The organism is Fulvivirga ulvae, from assembly GCF_021389975.1.
Lineage (GTDB): Bacteria > Bacteroidota > Bacteroidia > Cytophagales > Cyclobacteriaceae > Fulvivirga > Fulvivirga ulvae.
The window spans coordinates 6741733-6760854 of the sequence record NZ_CP089981.1 but is presented as its reverse complement, the minus strand read 5'-3'; the positions used below and the strand labels follow the sequence as shown (position 1 = coordinate 6760854).

Below are 19122 nucleotides of genomic sequence, written 5' to 3'. Positions count from 1 at the left end.
GTATAAGTGTTAGAAATGTTAAAGTTTTTTTAATAAAGCTGAACATTTTTAACACTTATATGTCTGTTATTTGCACCCCAAGTTGCGCAAAACCAATTTACCAGATCTGATAATGTCAAAACCAACATTCCGATTATTAACTTTAGTTGCTTTATTGTTTTTTATCCATCCACTGAGTGCCCAGCAGAAGGTCACACTTAGTGGGTATGTCAAGGATGCCGAAAACGGAGAGGCCTTGATAGGAGCGACCGTTTTTGTTAGGGAAACCAAAAGTGGATCCGCATCAAATGTCTATGGATTTTATTCGGTTACCCTGCCACCAGGGCAGTATACCATCGAGTACACTTATATTGGCCACCAGCCGGTAGTGAAGGAGGTAGAACTTAATGAAAACCAACGACTTAATGTAGAAATGACCGGAGAGAGCCAGCAGTTGGAAGAGGTTGTGATTTCCGGTGAGCGCGTAGATGCCAATGTTACAAGTACCGAAATGAGTACCAATAAACTGGATATCCAAACCATAAGAAAACTGCCTGCTTTTTTAGGTGAGGTAGATGTGTTGAAGAGTATCCAGTTATTACCGGGTGTGAGTACCGTAGGAGAAGGTGCTGCCGGTTTTAACGTAAGAGGTGGTGGTGTAGGGCAAAACCTGATACTTCTGGATGAAGCTCCTGTTTATAATTCGTCTCACCTGTTTGGTTTCTTTTCTGTTTTTAACCCTGATGCCGTTAAAGATACTAAACTTTACAAGGGCGCCATTCCGGCCCAGTATGGAGGCCGCATAGCTTCTTTGCTTGATGTCAGAACCAAAGAGGGCAACAGTAAGCACTTTGAAGCTAACGGAGGAATAGGAACAGTTTTTAGCCGTCTCGCGCTTGAAGGCCCAATAGTCAAAGACAAATCCTCGTTTATACTCGCAGGCAGGAGGTCCTACATCGATATTCTGGCCAAACCGTTCTTACAGGATCTCGACGATGTCGGTCTGAGCTTTTATGACCTCACCCTGAAAACAAATTATGATTTCGACAAGAACAACAGGCTTTACCTTTCCGGGTATTTTGGAAGGGATGTTTTTAAATTTGACGAGAACCAGGGTTTCAACTGGGGAAGCAAAACAGCAACCCTGAGATGGAACCATGTATTCAATGCAAGACTGTTTTCAAATTTTACTGCCGTTTACAGCAAGTATGATTACCAGCTGGAATTTGGTGAGGATGCCAGGGACAAGTTCACCTGGGATTCGGATGTGACCAACTATATGTTCAAACCAGAGTTTACCTATTTTGTCAATAACTATAACGAGGTTAGTTTCGGAGGGTCCGTGATCTACTATACCTTCGAACCTGCCAATGCCGTGGGAGTTAGTGATGGTGAACGTATAGATTTCAGTCTGGATAAGAAATACAACCTGGAATCAGCAGTTTACCTGAGTAATAAGCATGAGCTTAACGACAGGCTTTCTGCAGAGTACGGGCTCAGGTATTCCATGTTTCGTTACCTGGGACCTGGCACAGTCTATGAATATGGAGAGGCAGAGGCCGGTGAGAGAAAACCTGTAACTGGTGAAAAAGAGTATGACAGGGGTGAGACCATACAAAGCTATTCAAACCTCGAACCGAGACTGGCTTTTAAATACCAGCTTAATGCCAGCAGCTCTGTCAAAGGTAGTTACAACCGTATGGCTCAGTACATCCATCTCGTTTCAAACACTACGGCGTCGAATCCGCTGGATGTATGGGTACCATCATCAAACAACCTGAAGCCCCAGATAGGTGACCAGTTTGCATTGGGCTATTTCAGGAATTTCGGAAAAGGAAATGATTATGAAGCCTCAGTGGAAATATATACCCGCTTGACTAAAAATCAGGTGGATTATATCGATGGTGCCGAGATTCTGATCAACGAGTACCTTGAGGGAGATTTGCTGAGCGGAGATGGAAGAGCTTATGGTCTGGAACTTTATCTGAAAAAGAATGTGGGAAACCTCAATGGCTGGATCAGCTATACTTTGGGCCGTACCGAGCTGCAGGTAGAAGGGATCAACGATGGTGAATGGTACCCTACCCGCTACGACCAAACCCATAACCTTAAAGTTGCGGCTTTTTATGATTTGAACGAACGTATTTCACTGTCTGGTAATTTTACATTTGTTACCGGTACGCCTACTACATTCCCCACTTCCAGATATGTAATACAAGATATACTTATCCCCTATACGGCTGATGAAGGAAGAAACAATGTGAGACTGGAGAACTACCATCGCCTTGATCTGTCGCTCAGGCTTGAAGGAAAGAAAATGAAGAAAGGAAAGGAGAGGAAAAATGAAGACTACTGGGTTTTCTCACTGTATAATGTATATGGCCGTAAAAATCCGTTCTCAATCTATTTCTCTCAGGGTGAAGATCGTGTGGTGCCTGGAGAGGCCATCAATACTGAAGCAACACGTGTTGCCATTGTTGGTACCATTATCCCTTCTATTTCATATAATTTTAAGTTTTAGTAGCCATGAATATCAGAATACTCTTAAATATACTTGCCATCTCTCTGCTCGCCGCTGCATGTGAAGATACTATTGATGTTGATCTGGATAAAGCTGATCCTGTTTTAGTGGTGGATGCCTGGATCAATGATAAGCCTGAAGAGCAGGTTATCCGACTGATGATGTCTCAGCAATACTTTGATCAGAATGTGCCTCCCGGGGTATCCGGGGCTACGGTTACAGTTACTGATAATACGGGCAAGGCATACTATTTTACAGAGAGTGATGCAGGTGAATACGTATGGACGCCAACTGGTGCCGACCCTTCTTTTGGTGAAATCGGCAATACGTACACTTTGAATGTGCAACTGGAAGACGGCGACAGTTATCAGTCGGTGGTCGCTATGAACAGGACTGCACAGGTAGATAGTATTTCATTTACTTATGAGGAGGAGACTGCCTTTTTTCCGGAGTCGTACCTGGCTGAAGTTTGGGCACGGGACCCGGTAGGAGCAGGCGACAGTTATTGGATCAGGGCCTATAAAAATGGAATATTGCTCAATAAGCCCCAGGAAGTGAACATAGCCTTTGATGCTGCTTTTACGGAGGGCAGCAATTTTGACGGGATCACCTTTATAGAGCCCATTCGTCAGGGAATTAACCCGATAGACCTGGATGAAGATGACGAGTTTATCCCTCCATATGATCTTGGGGATTCGGTTTATGTAGAAATACATTCAATTTCCAATGAAGCATTTTATTTTCTGTCAGAAGTTATTATTCAAACAGACAGGCCCGGTGGGTTTGGTGAACTTTTTGCGCAACCTCTGGCCAATGTACCTACGAATATCTACGCTTCGGAGAATAATAGCAAAGGCGTGGTAGGCTTCTTTAATGTGGCTGCTGTAAGTGGCAAAGGGAAAAAACTGGAAGAATAGGGAATAGGATTCGGCATAAGCCAAAACTTAATAAAATGTCAAAAAGAATCACCAGAAGCTCTCGGCTCATAAATGCTATGAAGGCCAGGTTTGATGAGATACTTGTTCCTGTTTCAAAAGCACTTATAGTACAATGAACAACAGAAATACATCACCTTCGATGCCTTCTTTGCGAACATCATGTTCCATGAAATGGCTTATGACCTGGGAATCAAGAATATCGTTAACTGTAAGGAGACGGCCCGGGAAACGCTAAAAATCAGGGGGTATGACTAGTCCTGAATAAGCGTTACAGTTTATACAAGGATAAATAATTATTTAGCACCGGGGACTACCTCGGTGCTTTTTTTTGATTTATAAGTTTTAATTGGAATAGATTTCTGTTCATGCATGAAGTTAGGTGTATTCATCCAACAACTCCAATGAGGTCTTTCATTGTTATAAATATCAACGGATTCTGTTATGAGCTTACTCATGAGTTCCTGATCTGTTGTAGTGATACCTCGTATGAACTCATGTTTTAATATTCCATTGATCCTTTCTGCTATAGCATTTTGGTAGGGATCATAGCTTTCAGTCATACTGCATGTTACTTTGTGTTTTTTTAGTAGCTGTTGATACCCATCACAACAATATTGCAGCCCCCTGTCAGAATGATGAATAAGGTCTCTATTTGCATATTTTCGGTTTTTAAGCGCACGTTTCATGGCCTCAATGGCTCCTGAAGCATTTAGGCTGTTTGAGACATTAAAGCCTATAATCTTCTTAGAATAAGCATCTGTAACCAACGATAAATACATCGGGCTTTGTCTGTTACCTATGTAGGTGATATCTGATACCCAAACTTGTTCTGGTCGTTCCAGTTTCAACCCATCAACCAGGTTTTTATGTTTTCTAAACCTGTGATGTGAGTCTGTAGTGATATGATATTGCCTTTTCGGGACAATCTGTAGATGATTGGCCTTCATGATAGCAAATAACCTGTCTCGGCCTACTCCAATTTCCTTAAGTTCATCGTATAGCAGATAATATAGCTTTCGGGTGCCGATTCGGGGCATTCTCATTCTTACTTTTTCAATGATTTCTAAAGCCTGGCTAGCTACCTGTTGCTTATCCTTTGTTCTTTTAATGGCTCGGTAATAGACCTGTCTATTTATCCCCAACAGCCTGCAGGCATAGGTTATCCCTTCTTTTTGTTCAATCTTGAATCGATCAACTGTTGAGGTAAGGACTTTTTTCTGATAGGCACTTTAAGCTCTTCTTCAGCGATATCAATCATCATATCAAAGATGATAGCTTTCTTATTTGTAAACTCCAGTTCCTTCTCCAGAGTGTTTTTTTGCTTCTCTAGTAACCGGACTTTTGCTTCCAGCTCTAGTAACTTTTGTTCAGGTGTTTTTTCCAAACTGAGGTGAGATTTATTATCCCAATCTAAGCTACCATATTTTAATAACCAAGTCTTAACTGTCGCATTGCCCTGAATACCGTATTTTCTTTGAGCTGCATTCAGGCCTAATTCACCATTCTCGACCTCGCGGACAACCTGCATTTTAAAGGTATAACTGTAATCTCGCTGTGTTCGCTTAACATACTGAGAATCATTCTTCTTTTTCATAACATTACTTTTTGTGTAACGCTATTTCAGGACGGGACAGTATTAAATAAAAAAAGAGGCTGCCTCGTACAAGAGCAGCCTTCTTTTTACTTCACGCTAACCCCTCTTACAACTGCACTCTTACACCACCTAGTAATAATCTTCCGTTTCTATCAGCACCTATGAATTCCCGGCTATCGTTATCAGCAAGGTTTCGGGCATTTAAGTAAATATTGATGTTTTTCGTTATATCGTATCCTATCTTGGCATTTAAGATAAGCTTGCTGTCAATTTCACCTATATCGGACGCAGGGTTAGATAAGCTGTAGAAGCTATACTGGTTCTGCTCCCCCATATAATAAGGGTTGAGATTAATGTTGAGATTCTTAACGGGCTTATAGTTCAGATATAAGCCCCCAAACAATGAAGGAGTCTGGTCATTGTCAACATCCACTGTATTGTTTATGTTATTGACAGGGTCAACATTGGCAGTTCTGTAACCGGTTGGTAAATCTTCCACCTCTGTTTTCTGATAGGTTATAAAAGGCTTTACCTGAAATTTATTGCTTGCTACATAGTTTGCAGATAAGGTTACACCATTTTGTTTGGCCTTGGCATCAATATTTTCATAGGTATAACTTACCAAACCTGGTGCAGCATCAAAAATAATAACATAGGCATTTTCGGCAACCTGTCTGAATAGCTCAATGTTTAGCTCCAGATTGTTGGATATTTTACTTCTGTATCCAAGTTCTACCATCTGAATCTGGAATAAGTCCAGATCCTCATTTCCTGTATAGTTAACAATGTTTCCATTGCTAGGAAATACTATATTCACGTAGTTGGGGCCAATAAAAGAACCGCTGTTTGATTTTGCATAAACCGCTCGTATAAGATTCTTTTCATTGAGATTATAGGTAGTGGCTAATTGATAAGATATATACGCTTCATCGGGAGTAGAAAATTTATCCATTCTGATTCCTCCTACAATTCTCCAATCCTCAGTAAGATCATAATCGAACCCTAACGACCCGGCAAAACTCCGGATAGTTTGCTCATCATTAAGTACACCTAAGATACCATTTTCAGGATCAACATAAGGTTCGTCACTGTACTGCGCTGATTGATAGCTTAATCCGGGACGTATGGAAAGCTTTTCATTTATACTCAAGTCATATTCAATGGAAGCATCAATGGTTTTATAATCATATTTTAATAACGGAAAAGTAGCTGCCTTATCCAGGTTATCATAGCCATCTACAAATGAAAACCGGCCTCTTAAGTTATTAAAAGTGGTATTAATGCTTACATATTTGGATTCATAGCTACCATTAGAGAAAGGTGTGTAAGTATTATCCTGATAAACCTTTTGAATAGAAGCATCTTGCAGCCCCGACTGTAATTGCAAGCTAAATCTCTCAGTGGGAGTATAGTCCATAAAGAGGTTTACACCCTTTTTATCCAAAGCCTGGTCCTGATCTTTGATATAGTTGGGAGTAATATCAGTAATATTTGCATAATCGGTGAATGAGCCAGTGGCATAATCAAAATACTGGTCATCATGCCTGTCACGGATTTCGAAATTACCGGATAGTGCAGCGCTGAATTTCTCACTGAATTTGTAGCCAACATTGACTCCTCCTATTTGTGTATTGTTGGTGCCGGCACGGAGATCAGCATGTGCAGTGACACCATCTTTTGTTATATTTTTAGTGATGATATTGATAACGCCGGCAACCGCATTCGGTCCGTACAAAGGAGCAGACGGCCCCCTGACCACCTCTATTCTTTCCACATCAATTAAGCCTATAGGAATAGCCTCCCAGTATACACCGCCAAGATTATTGTTAAATACCGGTCTGCCATCAATCATAATCAGGGTGATCAGGTTACCGGCATCAGCTGCGTTTCCATATCTGGTCAGGTTATCCAGGCCTCTTAAATGCACATCATAAACACCATTGGCCTGCTCTCTTACAATAAGGCCAGGAATCAGGCGCAAAGCTTCAGGGATGCTTGTGGCACCGGAATTAACAATTTCATCAGATGTTAAAGTAGAGCTGGAAAGAGGCGCATCAAAAAGTGATTCTGCTTTTTTAGAAACAGAATAAATATCGATTTGCATGAGGTCCTCCAGAGACAATTCATATAAATCACCATCATCCTGCGCCATAGCGCCAAAAGAGAGCGCAGAAATTAAAAAAAATGCTAAAAGTTTTTTCATATGGGGTAAAATTTGTTTCATGTTTTAATTTTCTATGCCTTGGGTTTTGCAGCAAAGATAGTAAGAGCTCAGAATTACGCTTTTGATCTGGTTAAATTTAGTAACGGCTCTTTATGGTAGGTCGAAAATAAAAACTGATACTGTTTGTGATGCTTGGTTTTAAACTTCATTAGCAAGTCCTAACAGCTGGCTTGATACCTTTAGCCCCGCTCTTTCGATCTCGCCTTTATTAATCTCAAATCTCATTTTTCCGTCGACTTCAATAAAGTTGATTCCACTGCCCTGACGGCCCAAGCCTGCTTTTTCTGTAATAATCAGAACGTTTTTAAGATCTTTAGCTTTCACCTGTGAAAATTGAGCGCTGTGATCTTTTGGTATGTAAAGAATGTCGCAGTTACCTGCCTCACTGGCTGAAGTAAAACTCTTGATAATGATCTTTTTAGTTGAGGTTGATTTTTTGGAAGCCATATCCAAAAATGCTTTTTCAAGAGCAGCGTCATTGCCTAAAATTCCGATGGTAAAATCACTTTCATTTGTAGGCCATTGGATGTATCTTGTGAAGTTAAAAACGAATACCGTTTTAACTTGATCATCAGTGGCTTGAGCATTTGATTGAAGGCTTGCTGCAACCAGAAAAGCTACCAGTAAATACCTGAAATTTAAAAATTTGTTCATAATACTATGGGGTATAATTTGAGTGCAAAGGTCTGTATTGTTTTTTGACGTCGTTTAAGAGGTGGAACGTATTTTAAAAAATACGTAATTCACTTAGGTGGCATTATTTTATGAGAGGAATTTGTTAGATTTAATGTTTACAAGGGTTTGAAGCCATGTATTATATGAGAAATTTACTCCTTGTTGGGCTACTCCTCTTTTCGCTTTACACAACTGTAAATGCTCAGAGAGTAATAAGGGTTGGGGTTTATGATAACTATCCGCTTGCATTTACCAGCTCGCGTGGAGAGCCAAAAGGAATATTTATAGATATTCTGAAAGATATAGCCGAGAAGGAAGGCTGGAAGCTTGTCTATAAAACAGGTAAGGCCGATGAATGCTTTGAGTGGCTGGCATCGGGAGAAATAGATGTGACTACAGAGTCAGGTGATTATAAAGGAAGAAGTGCTGACTTCGATATAGCCAGTTCAGGATTGATATCTACCTGGGCAAGGGTATACGCCAAAAGAGAATCTGACTACACCTCATTGCTTGATCTGGGCAGTAAGCGTGTGGCAGTGTTGGAAAACAGCTATTTTATCAATGGCCCTTACAAAGGCTTCTATGCCTCCATCAAGGAGTTGGATTTGCGTTGCACCATTGTAAAAGCAAAAAGCTATAAAGAAATATTTGAGCTGATCGACAAGAAAAAGGTCGATGCTGGCATTGTTAGCCGTATTTATGGTGATATTCATGATTATAAATACGATGTGATGCAGACACCCGTAGTGTTCTCACCATTTCGGCTCTCCTATATTTTTAGAGATGCAGCTCCACTGGCGGCAAAAGTAGTACCTATCATTGAAAGCCACATTGTGACTCTGAAGCAAGACAAATCCTCGGTATACTACAGCTCCATGAACAACTATTTTAAAGAGCACAAACCCTTCGAAGTACCCATATGGGGATATGTGATCTTAGGAGTAGTGATCTTCATTGTAGTTCAGCTTCTACTCTATGTTAACATCTTGCGCAGGATGGTTGCAGCGCGAACGGCCGATCTGAAGAGGGCATACGCTAATATTAAATCACGTCAGCAAACGCTTTCACTGATATATAATAATGCATCAGAGTTTATAGCCCTTTTCCAGGTCCGCAAATTGGGCTCCTATGCCGTAGCTAAGTTACCAGACTGGTATCTTAAAGAGTTATATCTGCTCAATAAAGATTATCCATCGTACAAGGTCATAGGTATGGGGCTCAAAGATCTTTACCGGAAACTGCTGAAACTGGATGATAACGAAATCAATTACAGGTACCAAAAAATGGCTGAAGCCATCCGCTCCCAGCAGCAGGTTAAGTATGAAGAAGGCTTTAAAATGCCTGACGGAAGCAGGGGAGTGGCCGAATCAAACCTTATACCGATCCTGGACAGGAGCAAAAGATGTACACATATATTATACGTGTCTAGAAATGTGACAGAAGAGCGCAAAATGGTGGAGGCACTTTCTGAGAGTGAGAAGCGTTTGCAAATGGCTATTGAAGGAGCACGAGAGGGAATGTGGGACTGGGATATCCGCACAGGATCACTTCATTTTAATGACTATCAGTTTAAAATGCTGGGCTATGAAGTGGACAAGTTTCAGCCAAAGGCCAAAGAGTTTTATGAAATGTTACACCCTGATGACAGGAAGCGCACCCGCGAAAGACTGGCAAGCCATCTTAAGGGTGAAACGGACTATTATGAAAATGAGTATCGCATAAAAACCCGTTCAGGTGAGTGGAAGTGGCTACTGGTGCATGGCAGGGTTGTGGATAGAGATGCTAACGGAAGAGCGATCCGCGCCATCGGTACTCATGTGGATATTCATGAATCCAAAGTTACGGAGCAGGCCCTTGTGGAAAGCCAGCAGACATTAGCCAACCTGATGGCGAACATTCCGGGTATGGTTTACCGAAGCAAAGTGGATGAAGGGTTCACCCCCCTGTTTGTAAGTGAGGGAAGCAAAGCACTGTTTGGTATACCCCCGGAGCAGTTCCTTAATGGAAACATACGCCTGTCCGATATGATCCCTGATGAGTATAATGCTGAGAACGTAAAAGCTGTAGCACAGGCACTGGAGGAGAATAAGCAGTTTCAGATTGTTTATCCCGTTAATATAAAAGGTGAGAAAAAGTGGATGTGGGAACAAGGCCGGGCGATCTCACCTGCAAGAGATATTATTGAAGGATTTGTAATGGACATTACAGACCGCAGGCTGGCCCAGGAAAAGATCATTTCAACCATTATAGAAACTGAAGATAATGAAAGAGCCCGTATTGCAAAAGAACTGCATGATACACTGGGGCAAAAGTTAACTACTGTCTCATTGAATTTTAATTCTTTGAAAAAAGATATTTCATTTAACAATGGTGGCCTCAAAAAGCTTAACACAGGACTTAATTATCTTAAGGAGGCCATCCGCGACAGCAGGGAAATAGCGCACAACCTGATGCCACAGAGTATTGAGGATTTCGGTTATGTGCTGTCTGTCCAAAGTTTACTGGCAGATATTGATGCTGTTTCGGAAACAAAGTTTGACTTTTACGATAACCTGAAAGGAGACAGGTTGCCCAAAAATACCGAACTTCATTTGTATAGAATTACACAGGAAGCGGTAAACAATATTTTAAAATATGCTAAAGCCACTACGGTGTCCATTCAGTTGATGAAATATGAAGGTGAAGTCATACTGACCATTGAAGATGATGGTGTAGGCTTTGATACCAACGAAAAAATGGGGACCGGAAACAGCTTTGGCCTGAAAAGTATGTTGAACAGAGTGAACTCCCTTTCGGGAAGCTTACAAATAGAAAGTGGAAAAGGCAACGGAACAGTAATAATTGTAGAAGTACCCTATAGAAAAGAATCATATGAAAGCAAAGATATTAATAGTTGACGATCACAAAGTAGTACGAGATGGAGTGGCACTCTATTTGGAAAATGACCCTGATTATGAAGTAATAGATCAGGCATCCAATGGCTTGGAGGCTCTTGATTTTCTGGAAAAGGAAAGGGTAGACCTGGTGATCATAGATATTAATATGGATGGGCTGGATGGTATAGAAACCACAAGGAGGATAATGAAGATCAGTAAGGACATACGGGTGCTGGCTTTGACCATGCATAATGATTATCAGCATATTAAGGCCATGATGGATGCCGGGGCCAGTGGGTATATTCTCAAGAGTTGTGATGAAAATGAGATGAAAGAAGCTATAAATGCCATACTTGAAGATGAAATATATTACAGTAAGGAAGTGGCCCAGACAGTAATGAACAACCTTGCCAAAAAGAAGCCTAAGGCTTCCGGCGATGCCCTTCCAACCCCGCTCACCCCCAGGGAAAAAGAAATTTATCGTCTGATTCTTGAAGAAGATTCAAATCAGGAAATTGCGGATAAACTGTTTATAAGTGTAAGGACGGTAGAGGTACACAAACGAAACCTACTGGAGAAAACAGGTGCTAAAAATTCGACCGGTCTGGTACTTTATGCTATTAAAAACAACCTTTTTGAAGGTATTTAATATGTTATATAAGGGTTTCACGTAAAAGCCAAATTACGCATATTTCCTTATAACCTCTCGGACTTCATTTGATATTTTTACCATCGTTAGTCCGAATTTTTTGAACGAACAGGGAGGGGCATAGTGAACATAGCATTCTTCAGTAATTCTAATGAGGTATTTGAAAGTATTCCTGGCGAAGCTTACAAGCTGTGGGATATTTTTTTAGTATCACCCAATACGTCATCTCCTTACCTGGAGAGAATAAAAGATCCTGCGCTTATTATTATTGATACTTATAGCCTGGGAATGGATTTTTTACATTTGATTTTTAACAACAGACAGCAATGGCCTTGCCCCGTGCTTGTTTTAGATCATTACACAGAAAAGCTTTTTATTGAGAATATTATAGCAAAGGGGGCTAACGGATACTTACTTGTACACTCATTCGAAGAAGAACTGCTTGAAGCAATAGAACATCTGCTCCGCGGAGGCGAGTATGTTTCAACTCTTTTGGAAGCATATAAGGGAAACGCGTATTTGTTAAAATAAGTATTAGCGCCTATAGCAGAGTAAGTTAGACTCTGTATGTTTGCATTGTATTGAGAAAACGATCTCAGAAAAATATTAAAGACTAGGTTTAGGTTGATTAATGGTTTACGATTAATCATGAGCAGTCGGGAGGGGTCCTGACTGCTTTTTTTTACCTTAAAATTAACCCCTAAGGGAAACACTTATATTTAAAATTACGGAAAATCCCTGATGTATAAGTGGTTAAAGGCGCCCTATATTTGTAAAACAATCAGGCAGTCAAAAAAGAAGGCTTGGTTCTTTGAAAAGATACAAATGAGAAAACGATCTCATAAAAGATATTAAAGATTAGGTTTAGGTTGATTAATGGTTTACGATTAATCATGAGCAGTCGGGAGGGGTCCTGACTGCTTTTTTTTTACCCATACACTAAAGGAAATTAAAAGCCTGCCAATAATAATAGTTGAGGTTAATTAACGGTTTCGGAAAGCCGGAAAGCAGTCAGGAAGCTCTGAGTGCTTTTATTTTTATTGAACCCATCAGTCTTCACGGAGAGACATCACCATTTCATATCGGATCGGGGTTCCTGGATCAATCGTAAAACCAGTGGAGTGAGTGAATAGGAAAAACAAGAACTCTCAACGTAAAGCTTACCCTTGAAACAAGATAAAACTGCCCCATTGCAATTTCATCCTGATTGCCAACTGCTTTTGCCTATTGCTATTAACAACTGTCTTTTTAAGCAAGGAGGTGAAAATTTAAGGGGCACCCAAGAAATTCCGCTTGATCCTTAATACATAGCACACACCCGTCGAATTTTTTGGTTTTGTTAACTATCATTTAGCCTGTAAGTGATACTCGTATTTATTAAAATAAGAAGTAACACTTATTAAAAATGACTTACTTCCAGCGAGATTTGCATCGGATTATACTTTTATACCTAACTAATAAGAGTGCTGCCGAACAATGAAAAATCGATTTTTGGCGGTGTTCTGTACCTAAAGTTCCCTGACATGATGCAGTTGATTTCCGTTAATCAGAAAAAAACCAGAAACACTCATTTATGTGAAGATTGCTCCATAGTACTAGGGCACTCCAACGAGGCCTTCATGTGGATAGATCAAAATGGAAGAATTGATTTTGCAAATCAGGTGGTAGCAAGACTATCACAATATGCCACTAACGAGCTTAAAGGCATGTCTCTTTTTGAGTTGGCCCAGGATATTTCGCCTTCTTTGTGGAGTAAGTACTGGGAAAACGTAAAACTAACCGGCCAGATGGAGATTGAGTGTAACCTGATTTCCAAAGATGGAGGCCTTGCACCGGTTTCTGTTAAACTGCACAAAAGTGCACAAAACCCTTCAATGGCCAGCGCTATTATAAAAATTTCTCAGAGCTCGCTTGATGAGCACACACGCCTGAAGAGGGTCAGTTATGAATATGACAGGCTGCTATACCGCACCTCTCATGATCTTAGAGCGCCAATATCAACAGTACTTGGGCTCATTAATCTTTTAAAGAAGGACGAAGCCGCGAATCAGAAAGAATATCTTGATCTTATCGAAGAAACTATGACCCGTCAGCAATTATTGATGAAGGATATTAATCACCTTGCATTAATTGGCTCCACTGAAGTAAAAATAGAGAAAATCGATTTCCATGTACTTCTTCAGGATGTGCTGACGACATTTGAAGAGGATTCAGCAAAAAGAGGCATAAAGTGGAATTTTAACTTTAAACTAGGGAGTCCCTTTTATTCCGATTACTATCTGCTTACAAAAATTCTCATACCCATTGTTGATAACGCCATCAGGTATAATAACAGCAAAACCCCTTCGGTAAAGGTGACCGTAGAGTCAGTCAGAGAAAAAACCATCATTACACTGGAAGACAATGGTATAGGGATAGAGCCTGAGGTGTCTAAAAGCATATTTGAAATGTTTTTCAGGGGAGCTGAAACCTCAAAGGGTTCAGGATTAGGGCTTTACCTGGCATTGATCACAGCTACTAAATTGAAAGGTAATGTAGTTCTCTCCTCTTCGGGTGAGTCGGGCTCAACCTTTAAGGTAGAAATCCCCAATATTTCTTATTCAGAATTCGCTCAAACACCTTTTTAATAAAGGTTATTATTTGAAGATTTGTATTTAGACAAGACTTTTCATGACTTATCTGAATAGCACCTTTTGTAGTTTCTTTTTTCTTCTGAGTACAAGCTTGCTTGGAGGGCATCTTTCTGCGGAAGCTGATACAATAGATTCGTTGAATAATCTGGCTATACAATACTCAGATTCTTACCAGCTTAGTGATGCATTAGCTTTGGCAATGACGGCCGACTCTCTATCAGATAAACTCAACTACAGAGAAGGAGGTGCATTATCTCAATTGATTATGGGTGCTGTACTTGGCAGGCAAAATCAATACAGGGAAGCCCTTGAGCATCTTGAAAAAAGCATGGCAGAGTATGAGTCGCTTAAGGATTTTAAAGGTATGATCAGGGCAATTAATGAGCGAGGTATAATTTTTTGGGGTATAGGGGAATATGATAAATATCTGGAGGAACACCTGGAAAGTTTGGAATTAAGCCAAAGGATCAATTATGAGCCGGGTATGATAGATTCATATATATCACTGGGAAGCACGTATGGCATCCTAAGGAATTTCGAAGAAGCTGTTTTTTATTATGAAAGAGCTCAAAAGCTGGCCTCTGGATCCGATAATTTTTCAAAACTTGCGGTGGTATACAATCAAATGGGAAAACTCTACAGAGATTTTGACCGTTACGATTCAGCCGAAGTATACTTCCACTTATCCCGGGGTCTTGCTGTTGAAGAGCACGATGTCAACTCACAGGCCAGAGCAATCCATTCTCTGGGTGAGCTTTATTACAGACAAGGACATTACGAACGGGCACTGAAAAATTACTTTATAGCTCAAAAATTACTTGAAGAGATTGACAATAAACGTGCGGAGGCTATTATTAGTAATAGCATAGGTATTACCTACTTTAAAATGAATGATAGTAATTCAGCCATTGCCCACCTTAAGAAGGGGGTGGAGCAAGGTCGTACAGTTGGAAGTATCTCTAATGAGTCTGAAGCTGCGGAGCTGTTGAGCCGTATTTATCAGTCAAAGGGCAACTACGAGCAGGCTCTGGTTTATTATCAGTATTTTAAAGAACTAAGCGATGATATAAATAAGAGCCTGAGAGTTAGTGAATTGGCCCGGCTGGAAATGCAATATCAATACGATAAGGAGAAACAGGAAGTACTTTTTGAAAAAGAACAGGAAAACCTGATTAATCTGGCAAGGATCGAAGAGCAGAAAGCCTGGCTGTACCTGTTGGTAGGTGGTGTGATTATTTTATTGTTGATCTCCGTCTTTATTTTTGTATACCACCAGCTAAAGCAACGTACCGCAAAGGGATTGCTTCTGGAGCGACAACTAAAGATAGAAAAGCTCAATAATGAAATGGAGGAGCTAATCTACCGGACCAGCCATGATCTTAAGGCGCCAATTGCCACAATTTTAGGTATAACCAACCTGGTGTCCAGAACAGCTACTCCTGAGCAGGTGCCTTATTTTAAAATGATAGAAGGCACTATACGTAAACAGGAAAAAGTGATCAGAGATATTGCCGATATTTCTAAAAATGAGAACCTGAGAGTTGTCAGAGAGCGAATCGATTTTGAAGGGTTGATCAATGATGCTGTAACTACCTACAAAAACGGGTATGATGAAATCGATATACAAATTAATCTTGACCAAAAAGCAATATTCTATTCGGATAAAGAAAGGGTTAAAATAGTTATCAATAACCTCATTTCCAATGCTATTACATTTCGAGACCTTCATAAAGCCGAGGGATCCTGGATTAAAATTGCGGTTGAGAGCAATGAATACGAATGCAAACTAAAAGTTAGTGACAACGGTGTAGGCATCGACAAAGCATTTCAAAAGCGTGTTTATGATATGTTCTTTCGTGGAGAGGAGCTTTCCACCGGATCAGGATTGGGCCTGTATGTTACCAAAAACATAGTCCAGAAACTGAGAGGAAAAATAGAGCTTGACAGCGAAAAAAAGATAGGTACGTCATTTATGGTATTATTGCCCAACTTACACTAGTCACCTTTATCATCATAAATACTTCTTTTCTTAAAATATGTCTATTTTAGGGGCGGAGAATAGGCTAGTTTATGCAAAAGTATTTATGTTTCTTTATTTTGGCCATTACCACTTTTGTTTCATATGGTCAGGAGAGGATTTTGAATAACAATCCGCCGGCCCTGAAGTGGAGGCAGATCAATACACCCGGATTTCGTATCATTTTTCCTGAGGGATTCAGTAGGGAGGCGCATCGAATAGCAAATACACTGGAGCATTTGAGAGCTGCCGAATCAGAGACGATGGGGGAAACAGTTCCTCCGAAAATTTCAATGATCCTGCAAAATCAAAACTCCATTTCCAATGGTTTTGTTACCCTTGGTCCAAGGCGGTCGGAGTTCTATAGTATGCCACCACAAGATTATAACTTTACAGGCACAAACCGCTGGTTGGATCTGCTTGCCGTTCACGAATACCGCCACATTGTACAGTTTGAGCAAAGCAAGACCGGGTGGAATAAATTTTTCTATTACCTTTTCGGGGAAAATACACAGGCAGGCATGGCATTTTCAGCTGCACCTCCCTGGTTTTGGGAGGGTGATGCCACAGCCATAGAAACAAGTTTCACCCACAGTGGGAGAGGCAGGATACCATCATTTAACAGAGTATTCAGGGCCAATTTGCTTGAAGGTAAGCGGTTTAACTACCATAAACAACACCTGAGATCATACAAAGACTATGTGCCCAATCACTATGTGTTAGGTTATCACTTTATTGCCCATTTAAGAAGAAGAACCAATGATCCCGAAATATGGGAGAAAGTTTCAAATAGTGCATTCTCATGGCCATTCATACCTTTTACGTTTTCAAATGCCTTGAAAAAACATACAGATACATATTTGGTAGAAAACTATGAAATGATGATGGATGAACTGGACAGTGTGTGGACAGGGCAACTGAATGGGCTTAATGTTACTCCATATGAAGCTATAACCGAAAGAAAATCAAGTGCTTTTACCGATTACAGCTATCCCCAGCAACTGGAGAACGGAAAGTTGATTGCCTTGAAATCAGGCATTGGCGACATTCAACAATTTGTTTACCTGAAACCTGGCAAGGAGGATGAGAAAACATTCGTTCCCGGTATTATGAATGAAAGTGGTATGCTCTCTGCTTCCCAAAATAAAGTAGTCTGGAATGAGATACACTTTGACCCGCGCTGGAGAGTCCGGACGTATTCCGTTATCAAATCATATGACTTTGAAACAAATAGGGTAAAAATAATTACAGATAAAAGTAGATATGGAGGTGCAGCTATTTCCCCTGATGCCAGCCGTATAGCCACAGTTTTAACTACAGAAGACCAGAATACTTATCTGGTGATCCTGGACTATGACACTGGCAAAGAGATTAAACGTTTTGATAATTCGGAAAACCAATTCTATTCTATGGCCAGGTGGTCGGCAGATGGAAAGCAAATTGTGACATTGAAAACAACAGAGGAGGGTCGGTCGGTTGTGACGTTTGATGTTGATTCGGGGCTTGAACATACGCTTATACAAGAGAGCCATGAAAATATAGGACATCCGGTATTATATAAAAATATGCTTTTTTTTAACTCTCCGGTAAGTGGTATTGATAATATCTATATGCTTGATATGGAAACCGGAAAACGCTACCAGGTAACTGTCAGTAAGTATGGTGCTTACAATCCGGAGATTTCGAATGATGGTGATTTTATATACTACAATGAACATACAGTCAATGGACTTGACGTAGTTAAGATTCCATTGAATAAGTCAGACTGGAAAGCATTTTCTGAAATAAAAGATCAGCCTGTAAAATACTACCAGCCTTTGGTGGAGCAGGAGGGGCATGAAGATATCCTGAGTAATGTACCTGATACGGAGTATCCTGAAAGGAAATACAGTCGGATCGGTCACCTTATTAATATCCATAGCTGGGGGCCGTATGCCAGCACTGATCTCAACAGTGCCAGGTTTGGAGTGTTTTCACAAGATGTATTAAGTACTACAGCCATCTCACTTGGCTACCAATACGATGAGGTTGAAGAGACAGGCTTTGGATATGTCAATGTTAGCTATCAGGGACTGTACCCGATTATTGATATACAGGTTTCGAAGGGCTCACGTTCGACAGTAGAGGCTGTCACAAATGAAAATAATGAGGATGAAGATGTAACATTTAACTGGGACGAAACTTCTGTGGACGTTGGTTTGAGGTTACCGTTATTATTGACGAAATCTAAATATCACAGGGAGTTATCTATTGAAAACGAGGTAGGAATTACCAAAGTGGAAAACTTCAATCAAAATTTTAGATTTCTTGATCAGCAGGGCAATGGCAATTTGTATACCAATGAAGCGACTGTAAGTTTCTATAACCTGTTAAAGCAAAGCAGCAGAGATATCAACAGCAGGTGGGGGCAGTCTTTTTCTGCAAGCCACACCAGCTCTCCGTTTGGAGGTGCCTATGATGCCGGCCAGCTGGCGTTGCGCGGAACTTTGTACTTTCCCGGAATATTTAAGCATCATTCCTTTTACGTTCGCGGAGCATATCAGCACAAGTCGTGGAAGCTGGATACACTGAGTAATGATACATATCTTTTATCAAACCAGATTCCGTTACCAAGAGGGTATTCGCATAGCACATGGGAAGACTTTTTTTCAGCATCCGTTAATTACACCCTCCCGCTATGGTGCCCTGACATCGCCCTGGGACCTGTTTTAAACCTGAAAAGGATAAGGGCAAACCTGTTTTATGATTATGGGTACTCAGAAATTGACCTTGTCAATCAGGCTCAGCGCGTACGGTTGCAACGCGACGATACCTACCAGTCAATAGGAGTGGATATGCTTTTCGATACGAATTTTTTGCGTTTTCCGGCAGATGTGGCAATAGGATTTAGATTTTCTTATGCCGAACCTAATAATTTTAAATCAGGAGGTAGTAAATTTGAATTCCTGATTTCAAATATCAGCTTTTAGGAAGAACATAATTTTTAGAAACACATTATTTGAATAAAGGGATATTA

The 19122-nt window shown here is 40.5% G+C and carries 12 protein-coding genes; 8 read left to right on the top strand and 4 right to left on the bottom strand.

Features of this window, described 5'->3' with window-relative positions:
- Window positions 1-112 precede the first annotated feature (112 nt).
- The gene (locus tag LVD17_RS27425) at window positions 113-2500 is read left to right on the top strand and encodes a TonB-dependent receptor (RefSeq protein WP_233763508.1); all 2388 of its coding nucleotides are present in this window, start codon (window positions 113-115) and stop codon (window positions 2498-2500) included.
- 5 nt (window positions 2501-2505) lie between these two features.
- Window positions 2506-3417: a DUF4249 domain-containing protein gene (locus LVD17_RS27420; RefSeq protein WP_233763506.1), complete on the top strand. Its 912-nt coding sequence runs from the start codon at window positions 2506-2508 to the stop codon at window positions 3415-3417.
- 314 nt (window positions 3418-3731) lie between these two features.
- On the opposite strand, the gene LVD17_RS27415 is transcribed toward LVD17_RS27420, so the two are convergent.
- From LVD17_RS27415 to LVD17_RS27400, 4 genes are all read right to left on the bottom strand, one after another.
- Window positions 3732-4580 (bottom strand): IS3 family transposase, encoded by an 849-nt coding sequence (locus tag LVD17_RS27415; RefSeq protein ID WP_233763504.1) that lies wholly within the window; start codon window positions 4578-4580, stop codon window positions 3732-3734.
- Between the two features lie 17 nt (window positions 4581-4597).
- A complete protein-coding gene (locus tag LVD17_RS27410) occupies window positions 4598-5032 on the bottom strand; it encodes a transposase (RefSeq protein WP_233763502.1) in 435 nt (144 codons plus the stop codon).
- Between the two features lie 106 nt (window positions 5033-5138).
- Window positions 5139-7235, bottom strand: coding sequence for a TonB-dependent receptor plug domain-containing protein (locus LVD17_RS27405; protein ID WP_233763500.1), 2097 nt, complete (start codon window positions 7233-7235; stop codon window positions 5139-5141).
- Window positions 7236-7394: 159 nt separating this feature from the next.
- On the bottom strand, window positions 7395-7910 hold the full coding sequence (locus LVD17_RS27400; protein ID WP_233763498.1) for a YfiR family protein: 516 nt from the start codon (window positions 7908-7910) through the stop codon (window positions 7395-7397).
- A 164-nt stretch (window positions 7911-8074) separates the two neighbouring features.
- Here LVD17_RS27400 and LVD17_RS27395 point away from each other — a divergent pair, with 164 nt between their 5' ends.
- The 6 genes from LVD17_RS27395 (at window position 8075) to LVD17_RS27370 (ending at window position 19075) form a co-directional block, all read left to right on the top strand.
- Window positions 8075-10828, top strand: a complete 2754-nt coding sequence (locus LVD17_RS27395; RefSeq protein ID WP_233763495.1) for a PAS domain-containing protein — start codon at window positions 8075-8077, stop codon at window positions 10826-10828.
- Window positions 10803-11456 (top strand): response regulator transcription factor, encoded by a 654-nt coding sequence (locus LVD17_RS27390; RefSeq protein ID WP_233763492.1) that lies wholly within the window; start codon window positions 10803-10805, stop codon window positions 11454-11456. Before LVD17_RS27395 ends, LVD17_RS27390 begins: the two co-directional genes overlap by 26 nt.
- Before the next feature lie 123 nt (window positions 11457-11579).
- On the top strand, window positions 11580-11987 hold the full coding sequence (locus LVD17_RS27385; RefSeq protein ID WP_233763490.1) for a response regulator transcription factor: 408 nt from the start codon (window positions 11580-11582) through the stop codon (window positions 11985-11987).
- 992 nt (window positions 11988-12979) lie between these two features.
- Window positions 12980-14083 carry a sensor histidine kinase gene (locus tag LVD17_RS27380; RefSeq protein WP_233763488.1) on the top strand — a complete coding sequence of 368 codons (1104 nt, stop codon included), beginning with the start codon at window positions 12980-12982 and terminating at the stop codon, window positions 14081-14083.
- Between the two features lie 43 nt (window positions 14084-14126).
- Window positions 14127-16088 (top strand): tetratricopeptide repeat protein, encoded by a 1962-nt coding sequence (locus LVD17_RS27375; RefSeq protein WP_233763486.1) that lies wholly within the window; start codon window positions 14127-14129, stop codon window positions 16086-16088.
- 71 nt (window positions 16089-16159) lie between these two features.
- Window positions 16160-19075, top strand: a complete 2916-nt coding sequence (locus LVD17_RS27370; protein ID WP_233763484.1) for a TolB-like translocation protein — start codon at window positions 16160-16162, stop codon at window positions 19073-19075.
- Window positions 19076-19122: the final 47 nt, after the last annotated feature.

Excerpts from the sequence above, each read along its gene's own strand:
- LVD17_RS27400 (WP_233763498.1), bottom strand. The coding sequence starts at position 7,910 with ATGAACAAATTTTTAAATTTCAGGTATTTACTGGTAGCTTTTCTGGTT.
- LVD17_RS27370 (WP_233763484.1), top strand. The coding sequence starts at position 16,160 with ATGCAAAAGTATTTATGTTTCTTTATTTTGGCCATTACCACTTTTGTT.
- LVD17_RS27420 (WP_233763506.1), top strand. The coding sequence starts at position 2,506 with ATGAATATCAGAATACTCTTAAATATACTTGCCATCTCTCTGCTCGCC.
- LVD17_RS27405 (WP_233763500.1), bottom strand. The coding sequence starts at position 7,235 with ATGAAAAAACTTTTAGCATTTTTTTTAATTTCTGCGCTCTCTTTTGGC.
- LVD17_RS27375 (WP_233763486.1), top strand. The coding sequence starts at position 14,127 with ATGACTTATCTGAATAGCACCTTTTGTAGTTTCTTTTTTCTTCTGAGT.
- LVD17_RS27425 (WP_233763508.1), top strand. The coding sequence starts at position 113 with ATGTCAAAACCAACATTCCGATTATTAACTTTAGTTGCTTTATTGTTT.
- LVD17_RS27390 (WP_233763492.1), top strand. The coding sequence starts at position 10,803 with ATGAAAGCAAAGATATTAATAGTTGACGATCACAAAGTAGTACGAGAT.
- LVD17_RS27395 (WP_233763495.1), top strand. The coding sequence starts at position 8,075 with ATGAGAAATTTACTCCTTGTTGGGCTACTCCTCTTTTCGCTTTACACA.
- LVD17_RS27410 (WP_233763502.1), bottom strand. The coding sequence starts at position 5,032 with ATGAAAAAGAAGAATGATTCTCAGTATGTTAAGCGAACACAGCGAGAT.
- LVD17_RS27380 (WP_233763488.1), top strand. The coding sequence starts at position 12,980 with ATGATGCAGTTGATTTCCGTTAATCAGAAAAAAACCAGAAACACTCAT.